The 24710-nt window shown below is 66.7% G+C and carries 19 protein-coding genes and 1 pseudogene; 16 read left to right on the forward strand and 4 right to left on the reverse strand.

What is annotated here, in order from left to right; translation table 11 throughout:
* The first annotated feature begins 173 nt into the window (after nucleotides 1-173).
* Nucleotides 174-1142, forward strand: a complete 969-nt coding sequence (locus CAP13_RS07110) for a YitT family protein (protein WP_245798945.1) — start codon at nucleotides 174-176, stop codon at nucleotides 1140-1142.
* A 319-nt stretch (nucleotides 1143-1461) separates the two neighbouring features.
* On the opposite strand, the gene CAP13_RS07115 is transcribed toward CAP13_RS07110, so the two are convergent.
* On the reverse strand, nucleotides 1462-1887 hold the full coding sequence (locus CAP13_RS07115) for a TOBE domain-containing protein (RefSeq protein WP_085830922.1): 426 nt from the start codon (nucleotides 1885-1887) through the stop codon (nucleotides 1462-1464).
* Nucleotides 1888-2636: 749 nt separating this feature from the next.
* On the opposite strand from CAP13_RS07115, the gene CAP13_RS07120 reads away from it, so the two are divergent.
* The 15 genes and pseudogenes from CAP13_RS07120 to CAP13_RS07185 all read left to right on the forward strand — a co-directional run bounded on the left by CAP13_RS07120 (nucleotide 2637) and on the right by CAP13_RS07185 (nucleotide 19801).
* Nucleotides 2637-4604 (forward strand): RecQ family ATP-dependent DNA helicase, encoded by a 1968-nt coding sequence (locus CAP13_RS07120; protein WP_281249006.1) that lies wholly within the window; start codon nucleotides 2637-2639, stop codon nucleotides 4602-4604.
* Nucleotides 4605-5470: 866 nt separating this feature from the next.
* Nucleotides 5471-6574 (forward strand): phosphate/phosphite/phosphonate ABC transporter substrate-binding protein, encoded by a 1104-nt coding sequence (locus CAP13_RS07125; protein WP_085830924.1) that lies wholly within the window; start codon nucleotides 5471-5473, stop codon nucleotides 6572-6574.
* Between the two features lie 87 nt (nucleotides 6575-6661).
* The gene (phnC, locus tag CAP13_RS07130) at nucleotides 6662-7705 is read left to right on the forward strand and encodes a phosphonate ABC transporter ATP-binding protein (RefSeq protein ID WP_085830925.1); all 1044 of its coding nucleotides are present in this window, start codon (nucleotides 6662-6664) and stop codon (nucleotides 7703-7705) included.
* Entirely contained in the window at nucleotides 7702-8529 is an 828-nt protein-coding gene (locus CAP13_RS07135; protein WP_085830926.1) for a PhnE/PtxC family ABC transporter permease, read from the forward strand. Before phnC ends, CAP13_RS07135 begins: the two co-directional genes overlap by 4 nt.
* A complete protein-coding gene (locus CAP13_RS07140; RefSeq protein WP_085830927.1) occupies nucleotides 8529-9410 on the forward strand; it encodes a PhnE/PtxC family ABC transporter permease in 882 nt (293 codons plus the stop codon). Before CAP13_RS07135 ends, CAP13_RS07140 begins: the two co-directional genes overlap by 1 nt.
* 41 nt (nucleotides 9411-9451) lie before the next feature.
* Nucleotides 9452-9913, forward strand: coding sequence for a phosphonate C-P lyase system protein PhnG (phnG, locus tag CAP13_RS07145; RefSeq protein ID WP_179184995.1), 462 nt, complete (start codon nucleotides 9452-9454; stop codon nucleotides 9911-9913).
* Nucleotides 9910-10689, forward strand: a complete 780-nt coding sequence (phnH, locus tag CAP13_RS07150; RefSeq protein ID WP_085830929.1) for a phosphonate C-P lyase system protein PhnH — start codon at nucleotides 9910-9912, stop codon at nucleotides 10687-10689. Before phnG ends, phnH begins: the two co-directional genes overlap by 4 nt.
* A pseudogene (locus tag CAP13_RS10515) lies at nucleotides 10677-10871 on the forward strand (carbon-phosphorus lyase complex subunit PhnI); the annotation flags it as partial. The gene phnH and the pseudogene CAP13_RS10515, both read left to right, overlap by 13 nt.
* Nucleotides 10872-10998: 127 nt before the next feature.
* The gene (locus tag CAP13_RS10310; protein WP_245798947.1) at nucleotides 10999-11592 is read left to right on the forward strand and encodes a carbon-phosphorus lyase complex subunit PhnI; all 594 of its coding nucleotides are present in this window, start codon (nucleotides 10999-11001) and stop codon (nucleotides 11590-11592) included.
* Nucleotides 11585-12484 (forward strand): alpha-D-ribose 1-methylphosphonate 5-phosphate C-P-lyase PhnJ, encoded by a 900-nt coding sequence (locus tag CAP13_RS07160; protein WP_085830930.1) that lies wholly within the window; start codon nucleotides 11585-11587, stop codon nucleotides 12482-12484. The genes CAP13_RS10310 and CAP13_RS07160 overlap by 8 nt, the downstream gene beginning before the upstream one ends.
* Complete coding sequence (locus CAP13_RS07165) at nucleotides 12481-13380, forward strand: ATP-binding cassette domain-containing protein (RefSeq protein ID WP_218775326.1); 900 nt, start codon at nucleotides 12481-12483, stop codon at nucleotides 13378-13380. The genes CAP13_RS07160 and CAP13_RS07165 overlap by 4 nt, the downstream gene beginning before the upstream one ends.
* Before the next feature lie 48 nt (nucleotides 13381-13428).
* Nucleotides 13429-14709, forward strand: coding sequence for an alpha-D-ribose 1-methylphosphonate 5-triphosphate diphosphatase (locus CAP13_RS07170; RefSeq protein ID WP_085830931.1), 1281 nt, complete (start codon nucleotides 13429-13431; stop codon nucleotides 14707-14709).
* Between the two features lies 1 nt (nucleotide 14710).
* Complete coding sequence (locus CAP13_RS07175) at nucleotides 14711-15469, forward strand: phosphonate C-P lyase system protein PhnL (RefSeq protein ID WP_245798948.1); 759 nt, start codon at nucleotides 14711-14713, stop codon at nucleotides 15467-15469.
* Between the two features lie 74 nt (nucleotides 15470-15543).
* Complete coding sequence (locus CAP13_RS07180) at nucleotides 15544-16443, forward strand: PHP domain-containing protein (RefSeq protein ID WP_085830932.1); 900 nt, start codon at nucleotides 15544-15546, stop codon at nucleotides 16441-16443.
* Nucleotides 16444-16876: 433 nt separating this feature from the next.
* On the forward strand, nucleotides 16877-19801 hold the full coding sequence (locus CAP13_RS07185) for a LamG-like jellyroll fold domain-containing protein (RefSeq protein WP_085830933.1): 2925 nt from the start codon (nucleotides 16877-16879) through the stop codon (nucleotides 19799-19801).
* 593 nt (nucleotides 19802-20394) lie between these two features.
* Here the strand turns inward: CAP13_RS07185 and CAP13_RS07190 are convergent.
* From CAP13_RS07190 to CAP13_RS10100, 3 genes are all read right to left on the reverse strand, one after another.
* Entirely contained in the window at nucleotides 20395-21345 is a 951-nt protein-coding gene (locus CAP13_RS07190) for a lactate/malate family dehydrogenase (protein ID WP_085830934.1), read from the reverse strand.
* A gap of 1194 nt (nucleotides 21346-22539) precedes the next feature.
* Nucleotides 22540-23547, reverse strand: coding sequence for a hypothetical protein (locus CAP13_RS10095; protein ID WP_245798950.1), 1008 nt, complete (start codon nucleotides 23545-23547; stop codon nucleotides 22540-22542).
* A complete protein-coding gene (locus CAP13_RS10100) occupies nucleotides 23447-24646 on the reverse strand; it encodes a glycoside hydrolase family 3 N-terminal domain-containing protein (RefSeq protein ID WP_425429847.1) in 1200 nt (399 codons plus the stop codon). Before CAP13_RS10100 ends, CAP13_RS10095 begins: the two co-directional genes overlap by 101 nt.
* Between the last annotated feature and the right edge of the window lie 64 nt (nucleotides 24647-24710).

The following is a 24710-nucleotide window of genomic DNA, read 5'->3' on the forward strand; positions in this document are numbered from 1 at the left end:
CCATGTGAGCCTCAGCTCACCGTCCGCCCCACTCTCACATCGACACCCCAAGACCCGCCCCTTCACCACCCAAACGCTCTGAATCTTGCACGCTCAGTGAGGCCCAACCGTCCGAGCGCCAACTGCGTTATGATGGCCGCGATGGCGGTTCTTAGAGAGAGGGTGCCGTGGCGATGGAAGAGGCTGCCGAGCCCGTGCAGAGCGCAGGGGCCGACGAGGTCGTCCCTATGTCGGGGTGCCAGACCAATGAGGAGGCCGAGCGCGCCCGACGCCTCGCTGAGAAGCGCAGCTCAAAACCGGGCCGCACCCGCTTCCTGATCACCCTCAACATCGGCATCATCCTCACCGCGATCGCGATCGTACTGTTCAAGGCGCCCAACGGTTTCGCCTTCGGCGGCACCTCGGGTCTGTCCATCGTGCTTTCGAAGATCTTCCCCACCATGCCGGTGAGCGCGTTCATGTGGGTAATCAACGCGATCCTCGTTGCGCTCGGGCTGGTCTTCCTGCCGCGACGCGCCGTAGGCTGGAGTGTGGCCGCGTCGTTCCTGCTCTCCCTGTACGTATCGTTGTTTGAGTGGATCTTTCCCTCGGGCATCACGATCACCGGTGACATGTGGCTCGACCTCTGTTTCGCGGTGATCCTACCGTCGCTCGGCAGCGCCATCGTATTCGATATCGGTGCGTCGACCGGCGGCACAGACATCCTCGCGATGATCTTGAACCGGCGCTCGAGTCTGGAGATTGGCAAGGCCCTCATGGCCGTCGACGTCGCGATCGTGGTCGTGGCCGCGATCCTGTACGGTCCGCGTGTCGGCCTCTATTGCATACTCGGCCTGTTTGCGAAGACGCTTGTGGTCGATGGCGCGATCGAGAGCCTGCATCTGCGGAAGGTCTGCACCGTGATCTGCAAGGACCCTCATGCGGTCGAGCGCTACATCGTGAAGACGCTGAATCGAAGTGCCACGATCACCCCAGGGTACGGGGTGTATTCCGGCCGGCGCGTGATGCAGATCATGAGCGTCCTGTCACGTCGCGAGGCAAGACGGCTGCGGCTCTACGTGCGCGAGATCGACCCGGATGCGTTCATGACGATCGTGAACAGCTCGGAGATCATCGGGCGCGGGTTTCGGGGTCTGAACTAGGGGCCGACGTCTTCGCGGATGTAAGGTTGATCCTGTTGATGCCGAGCGGCGCATGGCGGATTGAAAAAGGCCATGCGCTTGTTTTGCGGCGCATCCGGAGAGAGCAAAAACAGCGCGATATCTGCGAGTTTATGCTGTCTCGGACGCCTTCACGTTCAGGATTGCGCAGACATGCGCCGGAAAACGCTGTCTGAGCGGAAGCGTCTCAGTCGCTCCCGGGATCACGGGGGCAAGAAAACACCCGGCACCTGGACTTCCGGGTGCCGGGTGTTTCAGCTGGCCGACGCAATGCCTGCCCGCGAAGCTATCTGATCTGCCGTTACTCCACGCCGACGATGACGTCGGTGGCTTTGACGATAGCGACGGCCTTGCCGCCCTCCTTGAGACCGAGGTTCTCGATGGCCTCGTTGGTGATGGAGCCCATGATGCCGCCGCCGTCGGCGAGCGTCAGACGAACGTGGCCGTTGACCGCGCCGATCTTCACGCTCTCGACGGTGCCGATGAGCTGGTTGCGCGCGGAAATGCCGGAGATGGGCTGGTCGCCGGCGGCGAACATGACATTCGTGGCCTTGATGATGGCGTATGCCACCTTGCCCTCGGCGAGGCCGAGAGACTCGATAGCCTCGTTGGTGATGTCGGCCTTGACGGTGGTCTCGCCGAGGTCGATGGCGACGACGCCGTTCACAGCGCCCTTGGTGACCTTGGTGATCGTGCCCTTGAGCTGGTTGCGAGCTGAGATCTTCATACGGTTCTCCCATTCAGAGATCGGTTGGTTGCAGAGCTATCCTTCCCGCTTGAGCGCCATGGTTTCGGTGTGGAGGCGTGCACACAAAACCACCTCAGGGCTGGATGGGCCTCATAGCGCTTGAGGGCCTGGACCAGCGTCCAGCCCAAGCCCTGCCCCAGCTAGTTCGATGCCCTTGGTATACAGCGCGCGCACCACGATGACGCGGCGTGCGGCCTTCTTGGCAAAGTAGGCTGAAATCAGTCATGGCCGCCGACGGAAGCTTGCAGTGCACGTTGCAGTGGAGCTACACAGCCGCACATGGCGGATGAGGGGGGGGTGGCGCGGGCAAGTGACAAGCGCATCGCGTTACCGCGCATGGCGGAGGGGAGGCGTGGAAGACCGAGCTGCATTGCGACGGTGCGCATCGCGGGCGGCGTGGAAGACCGAGCTACGCCGCGGCAGCGCGCATCGCGAGCAGAGGACCGGACCGCCCTTCGTCGCCTTTTGTCCGCGTCGGGTCCTATCCTTATACTTGTCAGATCGAATGATGGCGAGGGGAGGGCGGCATGGCTTTGCGGCAGGATGAACAAGCAGGGAGAACGGTGTTCACATGCGAACCCACGCCAGGCGAGACCGAGCCGCCGCCAGCATGCGCCGCCGCATCGCACACTTCCCCCGCGCCCGCCGACGGCCCTGCTCCCTCTGCCACCCAACTGCGCACCGCTGAGGCTCCTGCACGCACATCTCGTGTCCGACCTCACGCTCCCATCTCCCCTCACCGCGCTGCCCCCTCACCCGCCCTCGATGCCCTCGCCCGCTACTTCGGCTACACCTCCTTCCGGCCCGGCCAGGACCGCATGGTCTCCGCCATCCTCTCCGGGCGCGACGCCCTGGGCGTCATGCCCACCGGCGCCGGCAAGTCCATCTGCTATCAGGTGCCGGCCCTCATGCTCGGTGGCCTCACCCTCGTGGTCAGCCCGCTCGTCTCCCTCATGGGCGACCAGGTGCGCGCTCTCAAAGCCGCTGGGGCCCGCCCGTCCTACCTCAACTCCTCGCTCACGCCGGCCCAGCAGAACACCGTGCTCAAGCGGGCCGCCGAGGGCTGGTACCAGATCATGTATGTGGCTCCCGAGCGCCTGGCCGACCCCCGCTTCGTCGCCTTCGCCCAGGCCATCACCGCACCCGGCGGCATCGGCATTCCGCTCGTGGCGGTTGACGAGGCCCACTGCGTCTCGCAGTGGGGTCAGGACTTCCGCCCCTCCTATCTTGAGGTTTCCCGGTTTATCGCCTCTCTGCCCGTTCGCCCCGTGGTGGCTGCCTTTACCGCCACGGCCACCGATCGTGTTCGGACTGACATCGTCGGCATGCTGGGGCTCAGGAATCCGGTCACCGCTGTCACGGGCTTTGACCGGGCGAACCTCTACTTTGGCGTCGAGGAGCTGGGCGACAAGGCGAAGGCCGCGTGGATCGCCCGTTACGTGCGCGAGCACGCCGACGAGAGCGGGATCATCTACGCCTCCACGCGCCGCGCGGTTGACGAGCTTTCCGCGGCACTCTCCCTCGAGCTCATGCCCCTCGGCATCTCGGTGGGCCGCTACCACGCGGGCATGGCAGACGCTGATCGCCGCGCGAGCCAGGATGCCTTCATCGAGGATCGGGTCCCCATCATGGTGGCCACCAACGCCTTCGGCATGGGCATCGACAAGCCCAACGTGCGCTACGTGATCCACAACAACGTGCCCGAGAGCATCGAGGCCTACTACCAGGAGGCAGGTCGCGCCGGCCGCGATGGCGACCCGGCCAGCTGCTACCTGCTTTGGAACGGGAACGACTTCCGTCTGCGCCGCTATCTGATCGACCGCGACCCCGACGAGGACGCTACGGGGGGCGCCGAGCAGCGCGAGCGTTCACGCCAGAACCGGTACCGCCTGCTCGCCCAGATGGAAGGCTACTGCCAGACGACGGAATGCCTGCGTGCCTACATCCTGCGGTACTTCGGCGACGAGGGGACGCTCGGGGCACATGGCGCAGCCGGGCCCACGGGGGAGGCCGGCTGCGGAAATTGCGGGAGCTGCCTCACGAGTTTCGAGGTGGAGGATGTGACCATGACCGCGCGGGCGGCGGTGCGCATGGTTCGCGTGCTGAACGGCCGCTTCGGCAAGTCGCTCGTGGCCGATGTCTTGCACGGGGCCAATACGGAGCGCATCCGTCAGATGCACCTGGATGAGTCGGAGGGGTACGGCGAGCTCGCGGACGTCCCCTCGGTGCGCATCAAGGCCGTGATCGACCAGCTTGTGGGCTGCGGGCTTCTTGCGCAGAGCCAAGGGCAGTATCCCACAGTGGGACTCGGTCCCCGCGCGGTCGAGGCCCTCGAAGACGAGGGATTCTCGTTCTCGGTGCGCCGTCGGGCGGCCCGTGGGTCCGCTTCGGCGCGGGTGCGCCGGGCCGTCGATATGGTCCGCGACGGGGGAGATTCCGCCCTCGGCTCCTCACATGAGGACGATGCTGAGCTCTTCGAGGCGCTGCGCGCAGTGCGAACCGAGATCGCGCGCGAGCGCCAGTGGGCCCCGTACATGGTCTTTTCCGACAAAACTCTGCGCGCCCTCTGTCGGCTCCGCCCGCATGACCGGGAGGAGCTGCTCGCCGTGCCGGGCATCGGGGAGAAGAAGGCCGACGACCTCGGAGAGCGCGTGCTCGCGGAGATCGCGGCGATCGAGGACGGCCGTCGCGTCTAAACGGATGCGCGCAACCGGCTGGTTCCCGTGCCGGCGGACGGTGAGGCAGCTGCTGAGATGCGGGTTTGAGCGGCGATTTCTGGGGAAACGGTTTGAAGCAGCGAACGGCGGGGCGCATGAGCATGTGGCGACTCGGGGCTCGGCACTTCGATGCCCTGGGAACTCGGTGACCACGAGGTGATGCTAGCCGCTGCTACTCAAGAATGCGTGGCAGCGAGAGAAGGTCTGAGCTGCTGGGCGGAATACGACGTCTCAGCGTGTCCTGGGGCTCAAGGAAAGAAATGAGATTGAGGTCGCGGCAGACGCGCGATAAAACTCGTCGCTTTGGTACAGGTTTGGAGGGCCCCGACAAAAACATCCTCAGTTTGGTACAGCTTTTTGCCGAGCGTCAAAGTAGATCGCTTGAGCGCGCAGCTTTGAGCGGGCGTTCTTATGGACGGGGTCCTTTGTGTACTTGGCCGCAGATAGAAAACCTGTACCAAACTGAGGAGGTTTGCTCGCGGCGTCGCAAAGCCTGCGCCAAACTAGGTATCTTTACCCGTTGAGAGCCAACATCCGCACGAAACCGCTCAGGTTTCCCCGTGGAGGCGAAAATCGCGCCGCCATCCGCCCTTGAGACCCTACGCGGATGTAAGCCCATACCCATATTTGTAAGAGTCATTCAACAGTTTTTCGTCGCTTTTCAACATCGTGTCGCACTTGCGTCAAGCATTTGTCAGCCTCGGTCAGCCAACTGTAATCGAGCCCGCACGCCATCTTCCGCACACACCGCCCGCCCTACGATGCCCCTTGTGTTGAAGCCCACAAGAGAGGCCTCGCACCCGGTCGTCGGATCCCCGAGCCGGACGTGTTCCTGGAAGGAGAACATGGTGTCAGAATCGGTCAAGCGGCCCCTGTCCCGCCGCGCATTCCTCTCGGTCGCCGGCAGCGCCGCTGCGGTGTTCGGCCTCGGCCTTGTTGGGTGCGGAAGCACTTCAAGCACGGGCGGCGCCGCAACCTCCGGCGCCACAGATGCTGCCGCATCCGTCGACAAGATCACGATGGTGTGGCTCCCCAACGAGTCCTCCGCCGAGTTCGACGCCGGTCGCGAGGCATTCGGCAAGGTCCTTGAGGAGGCCGCGGGCGTGCCCGTCGAGCTCATGACGACCACCGACTACAACGTCGCCATCGAGGCCATCGCCTCGGGCAAGGCCCAGCTCGCCAACATGGGCGCCCAGGGCTTCATCGAGGCCCAGAAGAAGAACTCCGCCGTCCAGCCCCTGGTCACCACCTCCGACCCGGACGGCACGCTCGAGGGCGCCAAGTACTTCAGCCGCATCTGCGTCGCCGAGGACCAGATGGACGCGTACCGCGACTCCTCCGAGTCCACCGGTTTCTCGATCGCGAACATCAAGGGCAAGAAGATGTCCTTCGTGTCCCCGACCTCGACCTCCGGCTTCAAGGTTCCCTCCAACGCCATCATGAAGGCCTTCCCCGACGACGTGAAGTCCTCCGACGAGCTCACCCAGGCCGGGTTCTTCTCGCAGGTTCTCTTCGGCAACTCCCACCCCGGCTCCGCGGTGAACCTGCTCCAGGGCGACGCCGACGTGGCCGCCTTCGACGACATTGACGTCGACACCTACCTCGACGTGCCCGATGGCGACCGCGACGCCGTGAACAGCGCCGGCGCCGTCTACAAGGTGAAGGACGGCGCTCCGCAGCCCTTCGACCGCGTCCAGGGCAAGAGCTTCGGCATCATCCAGTCCACCCCGGTCTTGAACGGCCCGATCGCCGTCAACACCGAGGCGCTTCCGGACGAGATGGTCAAGAAGCTCCTCAAGGGCCTCACCTCCGATGAGACCTCGTCCAACGAGCTGCTCTTCGCCCCCGAGGGGACCGATGACAACGGTGCCATCTGGAGCAAGGAGGATTCCGCCGGCTTCATCGCCGTCGAGGACTCCTGGTACGACCCCATCCGTCAGCTCTCCTAATCGCCATTTCCCTGCGCACGGGGCCGGGTCGCCGTAGGCGCTCCGGCCCCGTTGCGTGTGCAAGCGCTCCAGATAGGAGGAAGACATATGGAACGTGCTGACGAGCTGCTCGTTATCAAGGGACTTGGTAAGAGCTATGAGGCCCGCCGCGGCTCCCGCGCGACGGGAAAGGCCCTGAACGGCATCGACTTCACCGCGCGCCCCGGCGAGCTCATCTCCGTGATCGGCCCCTCGGGTGCGGGCAAATCGACCTTCCTGCGCTGCATCAACCGGCTGATCGACCCCACCGAGGGCTCGGTCTCCTTCTGCGGCCAGGACATCGCGCATCGCTCGCGCGGCTCGCTCCGCTCGCTCCGCGAGGTGCGCCGCCAGATCGCGATGATCTTCCAGGGATACAACCTCGTCTACCGCCTGACCGCGATCCAGAACGTCCTGCACGGCCGTCTTGGCTACAAGAGCGTGCTGGCGGGGTCGCTTGGCCTGTACAGCGAGGAGGAAAAGATGCGCGCCTTCGAGCTCCTCGACGAGGTCGGTCTCGGCGCCTTCGCCTACCGTCGCGCCGACCAGCTCTCAGGAGGCCAGATGCAGCGCGTCGGCATCGCCCGCGCCCTCATCCAGGAGCCGAAGATCATCCTCGCCGACGAGCCCATCGCAAGCCTCGATCCCAAGAGCAGCCGCATGGTGATGGAGCACCTGCGCCGCGTCACCCGCGAGCACGGGATCACCTGCATCGTCAACCTGCACCAGGTCGACTTCGCCCTCGAGTTCTCCGACCGCATCATGGGCCTGCGCTTCGGCGAGAAGGTCTTTGAAGGCGCCCCGGCCGACCTAACCGAGGAGGCCATCGAGCGCATCTACGGCGGAATCGGATCGGGGGAGGAGACGGTCGATGTTCCAGTCGCACTTCACAGCGGGTCCGCGGTTCCGGTCGCGACCACGGTCGCCGCAGCCGTGGCGCAAGCGACCGCGGCAGCGCCCCTGGCTGCTGCCGTTCCGGCCGCTGTCGCCGTCGCACCGGTGGTCACCGAGGTGTCCGTCGAGGCCGATGCCGCATCGGTGGTGCCCGAGCTCGCGGGTCCCGCGCCCCTGCCGCTGACGACGGAGGCTCCGGTTGCGGGTGATCAGCTGTGAGCGCCGGTGAGGCCAGCCTGACCGCATCCGCGGCGTATGATCCGAGCTGGTTCCGTCGGCGGGCGCTCCGCACCGCGGCCGCCGTCGCGGGTCTCGTGGCGATCTTCGTGATCGCGGCCATCATCTGCGATTTCAACATCGTCTACGCGATCGGCTCGATCCCCGCGGCTTTCAGCTGGCTCTTCGTCAACTTCGCCCCCACCGCCGCGTCATTGGAGCAGCTCCCCACCATCCTCACGGAGACCGTCTCGACGGCCCTGGACTCGGTGGCGGCCACGGTAATCGCCGCGATCCCCGGGATCGCCCTCGGCGTCCTCGGCTCGCGCACGGTCGGTGTGGAATCGGCGGCCGTGCGGGGCCTGATCCGCGGGGTCGCCAGCGTGGTCAGGAACATCCCGATGATCGCCTGGGCCCTGCTCCTGCTGCTCTCGTTCAAGCAGAACGAGTTCACCGGCTTCCTGGCCCTCTTCCTCACGACCGTCGGGCAGCTGCTCCGGTTCTTCCTCGACACCTTTGACGAGATCTCAACCGGCCCCATCGAGGCGCTCCGCTCCTGCGGCGCCTCCTACTGGCAGGTGGTCTTCCAGGCGGGGATCCCGCTCGCCTCGGCGAGCCTCATGAGCTGGATGCTCTACATGGTCGAGACGAACATCCGCTCAGCGACCCTGATCGGCCTGCTCACCGGCACCGGAATCGGCTTCTCGTTCCAGATCTACTACAACTCGATGCGCTACGACGCGGCCGGGTTGGTGGTCGTCGTGACCGTCATCCTCGTGATCCTGATCGAGCTCATCTCGAACCATGCGAGGAGGTCGATGATCTGATGGAGGCCACGATCCGACTCAGCCGCGCCACCGCGGAGACCGTCGAGCGCGCCATGGGCCGCATCCGGCTCACCTCGCGCCGCGCCCGCAACCTCGCCATGCCCGTGACCCTCGGCGTGCTCGCGGCCCTCACCCTGGTCACGTTCACGCGCATGCGCATGGGGGAGGTCGACCTCGTCCAGGCCTCGGCGCAGGCGCTTTCTGACTTCTGGGCCATGATGGCCGAGCCCGCCCTCGACCCGCCCCTCGGCGCCGGGCACTTCACCTGGGAGACCGTCGGCTACTCGATGCTGAGCACCGTGGCCATCTCCGTGGTCTGCACCATGCTCTCCGCGGTGGTCTCCTTCCCGCTCGCGCTGGCGGCCTCCCAGAACCTCTCGAACCCCACGGCCTCCTACATCGTCAAAGGCTTCGTTGCCGTGATCCGCGCGGTGCCGACGATCCTCTGGGTCCTCGTGTTCACCGTGGCGATCGGCCTCGGTGCGGAGGCCGCGGTCCTCGGCATCTCGTTCCACTCGATCGCCTACCTCACCAAGAGCTACTCGGAGAGCTTCGAGGAGATCGACGGCGGCGTCATCGAGGCGCTCCGCGCGAGCGGGGCGAGCTTCTGGCAGGTGGTGTTCCAGGCCATCTGCCCGGCCACGGTGCCGCAGCTGCTGTCGTGGACCTTCATCCGGTTCGAGATCAACTTCACCAACGCGGTTGCCGTGGGAGCCTTCGCCGGGGCCGGTGGCATCGGCTACCAGCTCTTCCAGGCAGGATCGCGGTATTACAACCTGCACGAGGTGGGCGTCATCGTCTACGCGTGCCTGCTCGTGACCTTCCTGCTGGAGTTCGTCTCCGTGCGCCTGCGCCGCCGCTACATCCTTGAGGCGCGCTAGGTCCGCGTGGTCACATCTAGAGAGAAATGAGGCAGTTGAACATGATGTCGAGAAGGGAGCGGACGCGGATCCTGGCCGAGGGGCCGGAATCGGTGGCCGTTGAGCTTGCCGCGCTGATCGGGCGCGGCCATAAGGTGGACGAGGTGCACCCGCCCCGTCAGGGCCTGGTCATGTGCGAGGTGCGCGAGACGGCCCGGGGGTCGCGGTTCTACCTCGGAGAGGCCCTGATGACGGAGTGCCGGATGCGCGTCGGCGACACCGAGGGCCTCGGCGCCGTGCTGGGCGCCCGTCCGGAGCTCGCCCGCGCGATGGCGGTCCTCGATGCGGCGCTCTCGCAGCCCTTCGCCCTGCCTGAAGCCGAGGAGATCGAGCGGCGTCTGCGCCGCGCGGCCGAGGACCTCGATCGCGAGGCCGCGCGGGAGCAGGGCCGAGTGCTCGCCTCGCGGGTGTCCTTCGACACCATGGAGGGTCAGGACATGAGCGTGCAGGCGGTGGTCAAATGAGCGGGTACACGCCGACTACGACGGGTGTCACGAAGCAAGCCCGGCAGACATCCCCTGCGGCCACGTCCGAGGTTCTCGAGCGCGACGCCGTGGCCGATGAGCGCGCGTTCTACCTGCAGGCCGCCTTCCGCGCCCTGCTTGACGCGATGGCGCGTCCCGGCGAGGTGACCAGCCTGCCCGCCGCACCCGCCTCGGCGCAGGACGCGGCGGCCCGAAGCGGCCTCACCTCCGAGACGGTCATCCTCTCCGACGTCCTCCTGGACGCCGCGACGAGCTTCGCCGTGGCGGGGGAGGATGCCGAGGCGACCACCCGTGCCCTCGCCCGTCGCACCCGCGCCTCCATCCTTCCCGTCGAGGAGGTGGCCTTCCTGATCATCGGGCGCGAGGTTCGCGGCGAGGCTGCCGCCGAGGTCGTGCGCGCCGCGCAGGCGGGCACCCTGGAGGAGCCCCATCGCGGGGCGACCCTGATCGTCGAGTGCGGGACCCTCGTCGGCGTGGACCGCAACGGTGCCTTCACCGGGTCCGCCGCCGGATCCTGCCAGTCCGTAGCCTGGGAGCTCTCCGGACCCGGTGTGGACGGGGAGGCGCGCATGGCGTCCGATCGGTCCGATGTCGTCGCGGCCCGCAACGACCGCGCCGACGAGTTCCCCTGCGGCATCGACCTCGTGCTCGTCGACGGGGCGGGCCATGTCTGCTGCGTGCCGCGGTCCTCGGCGTGCGTGCCCACCGCGCTGGAGGGCATGGAGACGGAAGGAGCCCGCTCATGGGATATGTAGCCGTTTCCGGTGGCAAGCAGGCGATCGACGCCTCGCTGTCCCTGCTCGACCTCTCGCGTCTCGCCGCACATCGCACCATCGATCCCGCGCTCATCGTCGACACCCTGCCCGACCTGGTCGAGCAGGTGGAGTCCGAGGGCTCGCTCTGGGCCCCCGAGGTGGCGGCGACGGCGCTCAAGCAGGCGTCCGGCTCCGTCGAGGAGGCCGTCTTCCTCGTCCGCGCCTTCCGCTCCACACTCGAGCNATCGCGCCGCCGAGACCGACCTCGACGCCGTCCCCCGCGTCCTCGACTTCCTCCGCGAGATCGGCATGGTGCGCGCGGTCGAGCCGGACGACACCGAGCCAGTGGACATCACCAAGACGCCCCTTGCCTTCCCGGCCGCCCGCAGCACCATCCTGCAGGCGCTCTCCCGCGGCCTCACCCAGGCGGTCGTGGCCATCGGCTACGCGGCCATCCGCGGTTTCGGCCTCTCGCACCCCACGGTGGGCGAGCTGCGCCGCGGCCTCGTGGCCGTGGAGATCGATCCGCCGGGAGCGGCCGGGTCCGATCCCGAGGACGCCTACTATCTCGGTTCGATCGCGATCACCGAGGTGGAGAGCCTGATCCCGGCCGACGTCGAGGAGGAGGGCGAGCACCGCACGGCCCTCGACGTGGGGTATGGCTGCGTGATGGGCGGCAACGAGAGCAAGGCGATCGCCATGAGCGTGCTCGATCACTCGCTGCGCCAGGACGACGTCAGCTATCCCACGCAGGACCAGGAGTTCGTGCTCTACCACATCGACTCCGTCGAGGCGACCGGCTTCATCAGCCACCTCAAGCTGCCGCATTACGTGACGTTCCAGAGCAAGCTCGACGCGTGCCTGCGCTCGTGGCACCGGAAGGGGGGTGAGGCGGATGCGTAGGATGTACAACTTCGCCTACCTGGACGAGGGCTCGAAGCGCGAGATCCGCCGCGCCATCCTGAAGGGCGTGGCGATCCCGGGGTACCAGGTGCCCTTCGCGAGCCGCGAGATGCCGATCGGCCGCGGCTGGGGCACGGGCGGCCTGCAGATCACGCTCGCATGCATCGGCCCCGATGATGTGCTCAAGGTCATCGACCAGGGATCCGATGCGAGCGTGAACGCCGTGTCCATCCGCGACCTGGTGCATGAGACCACGGGGGTCGAACTCACCGAGCGCACCCAGGAGGCCACGCTCATCCAGAGCCGTCACCGCATCCCCGAGCGCACCCTCACCCGCGATCAGCTCATGGTCCTCCAGGTGCCCATGCCCGAGCCCCTGCGCACCTACGAGCCGCGCGAGACGGTGACGCGCCGCCTGCACGCCGAAGCCGAGTACACGGGCGCCTACCTGGAGCTCTTCGAGCAGATCGTCCGCTACGGCACGGCCACGACCGGTGCCGACCACCCGGTCATGGTGGGGGACCGCTACGTGATGGCCCCGAGCCCGATCCCGCGCTACGACAACCCCCGGCTGAACGACGCCGACAATCTCTTCCTGCTCGGCGCCGGCCGCGAGAAGAAGATCTACGCCGTCCCGCCGCACACCAAGGTGGAGTCGCTGGCCTTCGACGACTTCCCGTTCGCACGCGAGGACTTCGACGGCGCCCACTGCTGCCGCTGTGGCGGCACCGGGGCGCACATGACCCAGACCACCCTGCCCGACGGCACCGTGGCCTGGCAGTGCTCCGACACCGACTGGTGCGATCAGCGCCTCGCCTCGGCTGCGGAGGCCGGCGCTGCGGAGGCTCCGGCTGCAGATGGCGAGGCCCTGAAAGGAGGTGCCCTCCGATGAGCGGCATCGCTGTTGAGGCCGGCCAGATGGCGCCGGCCCAGACCGTGACCCATGAGTTTCGCGACGAGGCGCCGGTCCTCTCCGTCACCGGGCTCACCAAGCGCTTCGGGGCTGGCTGCTCCTACTGCCTGGATCCCGAGGCTGAGCTCGAGCGCAACATCTGCCCGCGCTGCGGCGCCGTCCACGCCGTGCGCGGCGTGTCGCTCGACGTGCACGCCGGCGAGATCCTCGGCATCGTGGGCGAGTCCGGTTCGGGCAAGTCGACGCTGATGCAGTGCCTCTACTTCGACCAGGAGCCCACCTCCGGCGACATGCGCGTGTCCGCCTACGACGGGGGCGCCGGGAACTGCCTCGAGCTCTCCCGCCAGCAGAAGCGCTTCATCCGCAACACGATCTTCGGCATGGTCTACCAGAACCCCTACCTGGGTCTGCGCATGGGCTTCTCGAGCCTCTCGAACATCGCCGAGAAGCAGATCGCCGCGGGCTCGCGCAACGTGGGCCGCATGGTCGAGCGCGGGGAGGAGCTGCTCTCGCGTGTGAGCATCCCGCTGCGCCGCCGGCAGGACCCGCCGCGCGCCTTCTCGGGCGGCATGCAGCAGCGCGTCCAGATCGCCAAGGCCCTCTCGAACGAGCCCCCGATCCTCTTCCTCGACGAGGTGACCACGGGCCTCGACCTCTCGGTGCAAGCCCGCGTCCTCGACCTCATCCTCTCGCTCAGGCGCGACCCGGGCGTGTCCATGGTGGTCGTCAGCCACGATCTCGGTGTCATCCGCCTGCTCGCCGACCGCACCATGGTGATGCTCGACGGGCGCGTGATCGAGTGCGGCCTGACCGACCAGATCATGCAGGACCCCCAGCACGCCTACACCCAGGAACTCGTCTACTCCCTGCTCTAGCCCACCGCTTGAGCGCTTCGCAACCCGTATGTGAGGAGAACCGCATCCATGTACGTCATTCGAAACGGTGTCATCGTCCAGCCGGACCGCCTGCTGTTCGGCTATGAGCTCGTGGTCGAGCAGGCTCGCATCGCCGCGATCCAACGCCAGGGGACCCTCGACGCCGAGCGCGCCCGTGCCGGCATCATCGACGCCCACCGCGGCTACGTGACCCCCGGTCTCGTGGACATCCACTCGGACTACATCGAGACGGTCATCTCGCCCCGCTCGACGGTCCTCATGGATTTCCAGACGGCCTTCCTCGAGGCCGAACGCGAGCTGCTGGCCCACGGCATCACGACCATGTTCCACTCCCTGTCCGCCTATGGCCGCGACATCATGGACGTCAAGCCCGTGCGGCAGTGGGAGAACACCGAGAAGCTCATGGCCCTCATCAACGCCGCCAAGCAGACCGAGGGCCACAACGCCCACCTGATCCGCCACCGCCTCCACCTGCGCCTGGAGCTCGACAACGTCAACCTCGTTGATCAGGTCGCCGACCATCTCAAAGCCGGTGAGATCGACGAGCTCTCCTTCATGGACCACACGCCCGGCCAGGGCCAGTACCGCGATATCGAGGTCTTCCGCGCCTCCGTGCGCAGCGATCATGAGCTGACGATCGAGGAGGCGCGCCAGATCGCCGCCGAGCAGGCCGCCGCTCCGAAGATCACCCTCGACCAGCTGGTGGAGCTCTCCGCCCTCGCCCGCGAGAACGGGGTCGTCATGGCGAGCCACGACGACGACTCCGTCGAGAAGGTCGCCCTGATGCGCGAGCTCGGCTGCACGATCTCGGAGTTCCCGGTCGATCTCGAGGTCGCCCGCGCCGCCGTGGACGCGGGGATGGAGACGATCATGGGGACGCCGAACATCCTGCTCGGTAAGAGCCACTCGGGCAACCTCTCCGCCCGTGAGGGCGTGGCCAACGGGGTCGCCACCTGCCTCTGCTCCGATTACTATCCCACGGCGATGCTGCAGAGCGCCTTCGCCCTGCACCGCGACTTCCGCCTGCCGCTTGAGCAGGCCTTCGCGATGCTCACGGTGAACCCCGCCCGCGCCGTGGGGATCGACGGCGAGATCGGCAGCCTCGAAGAGGGAAAGAAGGCCGACATCCTCGTGGTCCGCGAGGTCGAGGAGGCCGGGCGCAGCCACCCGGTCATCACCGCGACGCTCGTGGACGGGCGCGTGGTCTCGCGCATGTGGTATCCGTCGCTGCCGAGCGGGAGCGCGCGGTTCGCGACGGACGCGGCGGGCGATGAGGCGCTCTTCGCAGGTGCTGAGGAGGTGCGCTGAGATGACGGGAACCGTGATGGAGGCCGCTGCGCGCACGGAGGCCGCCGCGCGTCCGATGGCGGACGACCTGCTTCTTGATATCCGCGGGCTCACGAAGGGCTTCACTCTGCATGCCGCCAACCGGCGGGTGCGTGGCTGCGAGGACATCGACCTCTCGGTTGCCCGCGGCGAGTTCGTGGGCGTGACCGGGCGCTCCGGTTCCGGCAAGTCGACGATCCTGAAGTGCCTCTACCGCACCAACCTGCCCGAGTCCGGCGAGATCTGGTACGACTCCGAGGCCTTCGGTTGCGTGGACCTGGCCCGCATCGACGAGCGTCGTATGATTCACCTGCGGAACTACGAGATCGGCTACGTCTCGCAGTTCCTGGACACCGTGCCGCGCACCTGCGCCCGCGACATCGTGCTGCAGAGCGCGGCCGAGGCCTTCGCCGACCCTGCCGTCGCCGAGGCGGAGACCGATCGGATGCTCACGCACTTCGATTTTCCCCGTCCGCTCTGGGACCTCTTCCCCAACACCTTCTCAGGCGGCGAGAAGCTTCGTTTGAACATCGCGCGGGCCATGGTGAAGCGCCCGCGCCTGCTCCTGCTCGACGAGCCGACGGCGAGCCTCGATAACGCGAGCAAGCTCAAGGTGCGCGATCTGATCGAGCAGCTCAAGGTCTCGGGGACCACGATGCTCGGGATCTTCCACGACCTTGAGTTCATGGAGGGTGTCTGCGACCGTGAGTACAGCATGCAGCGCGGCGGGTTCGTGGCATAAGCGCGTCGGCTCCGCACGTGTATGATGCGGGCACGGGCGCGGGGCGCCCGGGGCCCGGAGAAAGGAAGGCTGCCATGATATCCGGATTCGACCTGCATATGCACTCGGTGCACTCCGATGGGTCCTGCACCGTCGAGGAGCTGATCGCCCAGGCCCGTGAGTGCGGCCTCACCGGCATCGCCATCACCGACCATGACAGCCTCGGTCACCTCAACGACGTGCGCGCGGTTGCCGCGGCGGAGGGCTTCCCGGTGCTCGCCGGCACCGAGGCCTCGTCGTGGAATCCGAAGACGGGTCGGAAGATCCACGTGCTCGCCTACGGTCTCGTGGCGACGCCCACGGGGACGAGCCCGCTTGAGCGCATCGTCGACGCGACCCTGCGCACGCGAACGGCCGCCTCGCTCTGGCAGGCATGGGTGATCGCGCGGGCCGGGTTCGAGTTCCACGGGCACGGGCTCTCCCTTGACGACGTGGCCCATGTGGCTGCGGCGAGCACCGGTGTGTACAAGCAGCATGTCATGGAGGCGCTGACCGGCCTGCCGTATCGCGATCCTGCCTACCGTTTCTGCTACACCAGCCTCTTCAAGAACGGGGGGATCGCGCAGAGCGACATCCCCTATCCCGATGCGCGCGACGTGGTGCAGGCCATCCGCGACCAGGGCGGTCACCCGGTGCTCGCGCACCCCGGGCAGATGGACTCCTGGGACGCCGTGCCGGAGCTGGTGGAAGCCGGCCTTGAGGGGATCGAGGTGCATCATCCCGATCATGATGTCGAGGACGTGGCCCGGGCGCGCGAGCTCGCGGACCGGTTCGGCCTCATGCGCACCGGGGGCAGCGACTACCACGGGCGCTACGGGGCGCCCGAGAGCGTGGGCTGCTGCGGGGTCACCGAGGAGGAGGCGGGGGAGGCCGTGGCCGCCCTGTTCGCCGCCGAACCGGCGCCGGTGTCTGACGAGCCGACGCCTGAGCGCTGACGGGCCAGCGCAGGAGCGCTGACAGGTCGAAGTCACGCCTTCGTGCTGACAGTTCGAAATTGCGTCTTACATTCGGGCTAATGATCGAATCCTGCACTGTCACGTCCCCGTGGACGCGTTGACCGTGCAGGATTTGTGTTTATAGAATATGTATAGATATGGTAATGTTATGTCAGTTTACCGTAAATATTTTGTTTCAAATTGATATAGAAATGTATTGTTCGACCATTTCGAACTGCTGGGGTACAGACGTCGCGCAAGATGCTTATGCAACCCTAATGAAGGGGCTGCATCGCGAACGCAGGCTTGATATGCCGTTGTCACGAGGGTGAGTTTCCCTTTCTAGTATGGAACCCGCTGGTGTCTAGGGGCATCCGGCGACCGATCCGAGGGCGGGCCCCCGGATCCACACACTACTGGGAAGGGAATACGCATGAACGAAACACGCACTACTGGCGCCGAGATGGCTGGGGAGTCTGCGGGCCTCACCCGCCGCGGCCTCCTCAAGCTTGTCATGACCGCGGGCCTCGGCCTCGCAGCGGCCAACACCGTCCCGGGTATCGCGTGGGCCGACGGATCCGGCCTTTCCCGTACCGGCGTGAAGGCGCGCTTCTTCATCGGCAGCGATCTGCACGTCATCAACAAGGGTGGCAGCGAGGACAAGCCCGACTACGTCGGATATGAGCCCTGGAACGCCGACGAGAAGATCCTCTACGCCTTCGACACCCTGTACAAGATGGACCCCGATCTCGACGCGTTCTGCCTGGTGGGTGACATCGTCGACAACGGTCGCACCGATCAGTACCGCCGCCTGATGGCGCTGCTCAACAACGCGCGCAACGTCGGTTACGTGTCGGGCCGCAAGAGCGGGGGGAAGACCGAGCTGATCCTCTGTCAGGGTAATCACGAGACGTTCACGGTTGGTGTCGCCAATGCCCCGGCCCGCTTCAAGAAGGAGACCGGCCAGGATGCCAACAAGGTTGTGACGGTGAACGGCGTGCCCGCCATCACGATGGGCCCCTCCGGCCCCGGTGACGGCACCTATACCGGCAACCTTTCGTTCTTCAAGAATGCCGTGGCGGGCATCGACACGAGCAAGCCCTTCCTCATGCTCGCCCATCACCAGGTGCCGAACACGAACTACACGTCGATCGAGTGGAACGGCAGCTACGGCCAGATCGTCCCCGAGATGTCGAAGTACCCCGCGCTCATTCATGTGGCCGGACACAGCCATGCGACGCTCGAGGATGAGCGCTCCATCAACCAGGACCGCGGTTTCACCGAGATCCAGGACTCCACTATCGGTGCCTACTACGAGAACGAGCGCGGCAAGGTCGATCCCGCATCTGGCAACCTGAGCTCGATCCCGCCACAGGCCTCGGCGACCTTCACCGGTGCCGGCGAGGCGCCCGAGGCGTCCCAGGGTGTCATCGTCGACGTCATGGAAGACGGCACCGCCCGCGTGTACCGCCTCTCCTTCGTGCGCGGCCGCGCCGAGAACTCGGGCGCTGTCTTCCTGTACAAGCCGTGGGATATCGATATCCCCGGCATGATCGCCGCGAACGGGAACACCTCGATGCCGGCCTATGCCTACACCTCAAGCCGCACCTCCACGGCCGCACCGGCTTTCCCGGCGTCCGGCCAGGTGACGGTCGATGATGTGACCGGCAGCGCCGCGACCGTCCACTTCCCGGCCGCCACGCCGGGCAGCGATGCCAACGCCGACATGGTGCACGAGTACAAGATCGTGGCCGAGCCGACAGCCGGCGGAAGCCCGGCTTCCGTCCGCATCTTCGGCGATTACTATCGCCCTGCTGCTTTGGTGCGCAAGAATTGGGATGTGAAGCTGCGTGGCCTGGCCGAGGGCACGGAGTACAAGGTCAGCGTCTTCGCCCAGACCTCGTGGAACAAGGAGGAGGGCTCCGAGGGTGTCGGCAGCTTCCCCGCCGGTGTCACCGCGCCGAACTCCACGTCCGCCCCGTTGGTCTCCGCTGCGTTCTCCACGCCCGCCGCGCCCGAGAAGCCTCGTGCCATTCTCGATATCGACTACCGCAGGGGCACCGTCGAGGACGCGATGGGCCATCCGTCCCTCCTCTTCGGCGGCAGCAAGCTGGTGGACGACAAAGAGGTCGGGTACCCCGTGCTCGAGACTGACGGCAACGGCGGATACCGCTATGAGCTGACCGATGACGATTACGACTTCTTCCGTTCCAGCTCGACGGCCGAGCTGCTGGTGCGCTTGACCGCGAACATCACCGACGAGCAGGCCCTCTTCTCGAACGAGCAGAGCGCGGGCGCCGGCTTCGAGGTCGCCGGCAGGACCGCCGGCGCGTACGAGTACTGGTACCACGATGGCGATAGCTACAAGACGCCCAGCTACGCTGATGCCTGGGCCGAGACCTGGGTCCATCTGATGGGTGTCGCCGACGGCAAGACCGTGAAGCTGTACGTCAACGGCCTCGAGGTGGACTCGAAGGCCGCCAAGCAGCTCAGGGTGCCGAGTCCGCACTTCTACTTCGTGGGCTGCGACACGAACAGCTCGGGTACGCAAGAGTTCATGTCGAAGGCGGGGACCAAGATCGCCGTGGCGCGCCTGCTGCCCCGCGCCCTGACGGCCGACGAGGTGTACGAGGCGTTTTCCGCGACGCTGGCCGGCCCGGTGTTCGACCAGGTGGCGGTGACCTTCGCCTGGCAGGATGATGTGGCGCCGGAGGGCATCGAGCTGCCTGCTGCGCAGACGGTGGACAAGGGCTCGGCCCTCGTCCTGCCGGAAGCCCCCGCAGTGGGCGCGACGGCTGACGGTTCGAAGGACGGCGTCACGGGCACGTGGACGTTCTCCGGTTGGGATGCGGCTGCCGGCACGGTGGTCTCAGATGATATGACCGTGACAGGTACCTGGGATTTCGCGGCTGCGAATGACAACCAGGGCGGCGACCCGGGCGACAATGGCACCACCGATCCGGTCGACAACGGCGGCACGGGCACGGGTTCGGGCGACAACGGCGGAACCAACAGCGGTAACGGCTCCACCGGGTCCGGCACCGATACGGGCGCCGGCTCCACCGGGTCTGGTGCGAACACCGGCTCCAACGCTGGTAACGGCGGCACCATTCCGGCCCCCGAAACCGGTAACGGCGGCATCTCCAACGGGACCGCCGCTGGCAATGGCGCCGCAGGTTCGACTGTCCCCAACGCCTCGGGCGAGAAGCCCTCGACCCGGCGTCTTCCGAAGACGGCCGATGCCTTCTCCGGACTCGGCGTGGCCGCACTCGGCGCCCTGGGTGCCGCGGTCCTCGGTGCCGGCGCGATGAGCGCCACTGGTGCGGCGGACGCCGCCGACGAGGACGCTGACGCGTAAAAGGACACGCTGCCCACAAGCGCCCCGCTGCATAGCGGGCATATGCGGCAGCTGGCTGCGCTCGCGTGCGGAACGCTCAGATACTGATGTGCCCCGGCCCTGTGGAATGGTCTGCAGGGCCGGGGCCGTATCAGCAGGGGCGCATGTGGCAATCAGCGACGCGAAAACCTACTCTCGACCGCGTTCTCAGGCAAATTGCCTGTGAGAGCGTCTCGAGATGACGTTTTGCTCTCATGCCATGCATCCGATCGGCCCCTGGTCTGACGGGTCGTTGCGACGGTCCGAAGGGTTTGGAAAACCTACTTTAGACCGGCTTTCCAGGCAAATTACCTGTGAGAAGACCTCGAGATGACGTTTTGCTTGCATGTCCAATGCCGCGCCACACCCTGCGCCGCCCCCACACCTCTCGTCACGCTCGCGCCACGCCCGCGGTGCGCCCGGGCCCTACGCCACGTCCGCGTCCCATGCCGCTCCCGCACAGGGTCCCGAGCGCATACGCGAAACCGCCTCCCATCCCCGGATACCGAGGGACGGGAGGCGGTTCAGGCTTCTTACAGGGTCTTCCCGCGTTCTACTACCGTGCGGTGCGGCTTTTACCACCAGGTCAGGCGGCCGATGTTCTCGCGGATGTGCTCGCAGCTCGCATGGAAGCCCGCGCGCTCCTCGTCGGAGAGGTCGAGCTCGATGACCTGCTCGACGCCGTTGCGTCCGATGATGCAGGGAAGCGAGGTGTAGATCCCCTCCTCGCCGTACTGGCCCTCCATGAGCGTGGAGGCGCCCATCACAGTGTGCTCGTCGTGGAAGACGGCGGCCACCACGCGCGCGGCGGCGTTCGCGACGGCGTATTCCGTGCACTGCTTGCCGGCGTAGGTGACGTAGCCTCCCTGGCGGGCAAGGTCCTCAATCTCGGCGCGATCGAAGGCGAAGCGGTCAGGATCGGCGGCGGCGAGATCGGAGAGCAGGGCGCCGGAGATGCTCGCGGCCTTCCATGCGGCGAGCATTGACGCCCCGTGCTCGCCGATCATGTAGGCGTTGATCGACTTCGGGTCGAGCTGGCAGGCGAGCGAGATCTGCGAGCGCAGGCGCGCGGAGTCGAGCCCGGTGCCCGAGCCGATGACGCGCTTGGGATCACAGCCGGTGAGGTGCCAGATCTCGGTGCAGACCACGTCGCAGGGGTTCGCGATCGAGACCCAGATGCCGTCGAATCCGGCGTTCGCGATGCGCTCGGCGAACGAGCGGCAGGCATCGGTGGTGTAGAAGAGCTCGCCGTCGCGGCCGCCCGCCGCGAGGGAGACCTTGCCGGCGGCGTTGACGATCACGTCGCAGCCGGCGAGCTCCTCGTAGCGATCACCGCAGTCGATGACCACGGTGTTGTACGGGCAGAACGCGAGGGAGTCGCGCAGGTCCTGCGTCTCCGAGGCCGTCTTCTGCGTGTCGATGTCGCAGAGACGGAGCTCGTCGGTGAGGCCCTGCAGCAGCAGGCTGTTCGCGACATGGGCTCCCACGTGCCCGACACCGACGATTCCAACGCTTCGAGCCTGCATGTTGCCGCCTTTCCTCAGATGTTGACGTGCGCCTATTGTAGGGCCGTGCGCGTTAGGCGACACCGGTTCTCCGTGCTAAACCGCGTTTGTTTACACGGGGGCATCCGGCACCGGTGCTGCGGGGCCCTCTGCTCAGAGCTCCGTGCGAGACGCCGCGAGACCCCGATGGGAACGGAGCGCTCCGAAGAGCGGGCCCCCAGATCGCGGCCTCGCCGAGATCGCCTCAAACACGGCGTTCAGGGGGCCTGACGACGTCTTTCGCCAGATCCCCGCGTCCTACTGTCCTACTCCTCAGAGCTCGAGCCCGCGTGCAGGCCGTATCCCACGGNTCTTCCGAAGACGGCCGATGCCTTCTCCGGACTCGGCGTGGCCGCACTCGGCGCCCTGGGTGCCGCGGTCCTCGGTGCCGGCGCGATGAGCGCCACTGGTGCGGCGGACGCCGCCGACGAGGACGCTGACGCGTAAAAGGACACGCTGCCCACAAGCGCCCCGCTGCATAGCGGGCATATGCGGCAGCTGGCTGCGCTCGCGTGCGGAACGCTCAGATACTGATGTGCCCCGGCCCTGTGGAATGGTCTGCAGGGCCGGGGCCGTATCAGCAGGGGCGCATGTGGCAATCAGCGACGCGAAAACCTACTCTCGACCGCGTTCTCAGGCAAATTGCCTGTGAGAGCGTCTCGAGATGACGTTTTGCTCTCATGCCATGCATCCGATCGGCCCCTGGTCTGACGGGTCGTTGCGACGGTCCGAAGGGTTTGGAAAACCTACTTTAGACCGGCTTTCCAGGCAAATTACCTNTGTCGATGTCGCAGAGACGGAGCTCGTCGGTGAGGCCCTGCAGCAGCAGGCTGTTCGCGACATGGGCTCCCACGTGCCCGACACCGACGATTCCAACGCTTCGAGCCTGCATGTTGCCGCCTTTCCTCAGATGTTGACGTGCGCCTATTGTAGGGCCGTGCGCGTTAGGCGACACCGGTTCTCCGTGCTAAACCGCGTTTGTTTACACGGGGGCATCCGGCACCGGTGCTGCGGGGCCCTCTGCTCAGAGCTCCGTGCGAGACGCCGCGAGACCCCGATGGGAACGGAGCGCTCCGAAGAGCGGGCCCCCAGATCGCGGCCTCGCCGAGATCGCCTCAAACACGGCGTTCAGGGGGCCTGACGACGTCTTTCGCCAGATCCCCGCGTCCTACTGTCCTACTCCTCAGAGCTCGAGCCCGCGTGCAGGCCGTATCCCACGGCGGCCGCACCCGCAAGGGCTGCTGCCGCGGCCATCGCCCCGCCCAGATCGCCGGTCTTCGGAAGCTTTCGAACGGTCTTAGGGGCCGTCTTCTTGGTCTCCGTGCCAGACTGCGGCGTGCTGCCGCCGGCGCCGCCCGCTCCGCCCGAGATGAGCACGAGGCCCGCCTTCGCCGCGGTGAGCGCCGCCAACGCGGCGTCAACCTGCTCCTGTATGGCGTTGGCGTCGGCGAGCACGGCCCGGGCCTGCTCGAGGGCGGTGTCGAAGGCCGTGAGGCTATCGCTCGTGTAGAGGCCGCGGTTCGGCAGGATGTTCTGCTCCGCGTCGCGTACTGCCTCCTCAAGTGCCGTGGTGTCAACGGCCGCGCCCGCGCCCACCTTGGGGTACGTGAGGCCCGTGCCATACGGGTACACGATCTCGGAGGTGTCGATCGTCGCCGTGCCGTTCTCGACCTTCACGGCGTACACGTCGACGGGCAGCTTGCCCCCGGCTGCGTGCCCGCCGAAGATGACCTCCACGCCGGCCGGGACGTTCGGCCCGAAGGCGGCGTCCGGGGTCAGCCCCTCCGTGGGGTCCATGCCCTTGTTGCCGTAGGCGGCGGCGATCGCGGCGGCCTCGGGATAGGCGGCGACGTCGTAGGGCTTGGAGATGCTCAGCACGGCTACGGGCTTGCCGGCGGCGTTGGCCGCGCGGACCACGCGTGTGGGCACGTAGGTGCTGGATTTCGAGACGCGGTCGGGGTTGAGGTTCACGGCGCTCCCCACCTCGGAGATGACCACCACCTGCGAGGCGGCGGCGATCTTCTCCTCAATCGCGGCGACCGCCGCGTCCACGTCGGCGAATTGCTCCGCGTAGTTCAGCGACTCAAAGGTCACCCCTGCGGGGATGACGCCCTCGGCGAGCAGCCGGCGCATGGAGAGCTCCATGCCGGGCTGCTCGTTCGACCAAGCCGCGACGAGGAGCACGTGGTCGCCGGCCGTCGGGCGCAGAGGGAGTACGTTGCCGTCGTTCTTCACCACGGTCACGGCAGAGGCGGCCATCTCGCGCTCGATGGCGCGGTTCTCGGCGCTTCCCACCTGGTCCTGCGCGATGGCGAGGTTCTCCTCGAAACNCGGGCATCAGGGCGATACCCACCCCCGCCTCGAAAGCTCGTTTGACGGCCTCGGTGTACCCAAAGTTGCTCGCGATCGCGTCCATGTTGAGCGCGTCGGTGATCGCGACGCCCGTGAAGCCCATCTCGGTGCGGAGGATGTCGGTCATGAAGACCTTCGAGAGGGTCGCCGGCAGCTCGATCTCGCTGCCGTCCTTGATGGACACCACGGTCTCAGTCTCGACCTGGGGGTATTGGATGTGCGCGGTCATGACCATGTCGACGCCGGCCGCGATGGCCTCCTTGAACGGCACGAACTCGATCTCCTCGAGCTCAGCCTTCGTCTTTTCGATCCGGGGCAGCCCGGTGTGCGAATCGGAGCTGGCGTCACCGTGCCCGGGGAAATGCTTGGCCGCCGTGGCGATATTGTGCTCCTGCATCCCCTTGATCATCTGCACGCCGAGCTCAGCGACGAGCTCGGGCCTGCTGGAGATGGAGCGCAGGCCGATCACGGGGTTCAGCGGGTTGTTGTTCACATCGAGCACCGGGGCGAAGTTCACGTTCAGCTTGAGGGCGTCGAGCTCGCGTCCGATGACCTCGCCCACCTGACGCGCCGCCTCGGCGCTGCGCGTGGCCCCGACGGCCATGTTGCCGGGGAGCGCCGTGCCGGAGCCGAGCCGGTAGACGATGCCGCCCTCCTGATCGATGGCGAGCAGCAGCGGGATGTCGCCGAAGGGCTCGTTCGCCGCGTTGGAGAACGCGGCGTCCTGCAGGTCGATCGCGAGCTTGAGGGTCTGCGCGGTCTGCTTCACGTTGTTGGCAAAGAGAATGACCCCGCCGAAGTTGTAGGTGTCGATGATCTGGGCGACCTCGGGGTTCATCTCGGTGAAGTCGGTCTCAGCGGCGGCATCCGCGGTCTTCCATTTACGGAAGTCGGGCATGAGCATCTGCTCGATCTTCTGACGTCGGGTCATGCCGGCGACGATGGCGTTCACATCGGCGCCGGCCGCGCGTGCGCGCCGGGGCAGGAGGCCGAGG

Origin of the sequence: Collinsella vaginalis, assembly GCF_900176655.1 — a bacterium.
GTDB lineage: Bacteria > Actinomycetota > Coriobacteriia > Coriobacteriales > Coriobacteriaceae > Collinsella > Collinsella vaginalis.

Coding starts and splice junctions, on each gene's coding strand:
- CAP13_RS07110 (WP_245798945.1), top strand. CDS start 174: ATGGAAGAGGCTGCCGAGCCCGTGCAGAGCGCAGGGGCCGACGAGGTC.
- CAP13_RS07115 (WP_085830922.1), bottom strand. CDS start 1,887: ATGAAGATCTCAGCTCGCAACCAGCTCAAGGGCACGATCACCAAGGTC.
- CAP13_RS07125 (WP_085830924.1), top strand. CDS start 5,471: ATGGTGTCAGAATCGGTCAAGCGGCCCCTGTCCCGCCGCGCATTCCTC.
- phnC (WP_085830925.1), top strand. CDS start 6,662: ATGGAACGTGCTGACGAGCTGCTCGTTATCAAGGGACTTGGTAAGAGC.
- CAP13_RS07140 (WP_085830927.1), top strand. CDS start 8,529: ATGGAGGCCACGATCCGACTCAGCCGCGCCACCGCGGAGACCGTCGAG.
- phnG (WP_179184995.1), top strand. CDS start 9,452: ATGATGTCGAGAAGGGAGCGGACGCGGATCCTGGCCGAGGGGCCGGAA.
- phnH (WP_085830929.1), top strand. CDS start 9,910: ATGAGCGGGTACACGCCGACTACGACGGGTGTCACGAAGCAAGCCCGG.
- CAP13_RS10310 (WP_245798947.1), top strand. CDS start 10,999: ATGGTGCGCGCGGTCGAGCCGGACGACACCGAGCCAGTGGACATCACC.
- CAP13_RS07160 (WP_085830930.1), top strand. CDS start 11,585: ATGCGTAGGATGTACAACTTCGCCTACCTGGACGAGGGCTCGAAGCGC.
- CAP13_RS07165 (WP_218775326.1), top strand. CDS start 12,481: ATGAGCGGCATCGCTGTTGAGGCCGGCCAGATGGCGCCGGCCCAGACC.
- CAP13_RS07170 (WP_085830931.1), top strand. CDS start 13,429: ATGTACGTCATTCGAAACGGTGTCATCGTCCAGCCGGACCGCCTGCTG.
- CAP13_RS07175 (WP_245798948.1), top strand. CDS start 14,711: ATGACGGGAACCGTGATGGAGGCCGCTGCGCGCACGGAGGCCGCCGCG.
- CAP13_RS07180 (WP_085830932.1), top strand. CDS start 15,544: ATGATATCCGGATTCGACCTGCATATGCACTCGGTGCACTCCGATGGG.
- CAP13_RS07185 (WP_085830933.1), top strand. CDS start 16,877: ATGAACGAAACACGCACTACTGGCGCCGAGATGGCTGGGGAGTCTGCG.
- CAP13_RS07190 (WP_085830934.1), bottom strand. CDS start 21,345: ATGCAGGCTCGAAGCGTTGGAATCGTCGGTGTCGGGCACGTGGGAGCC.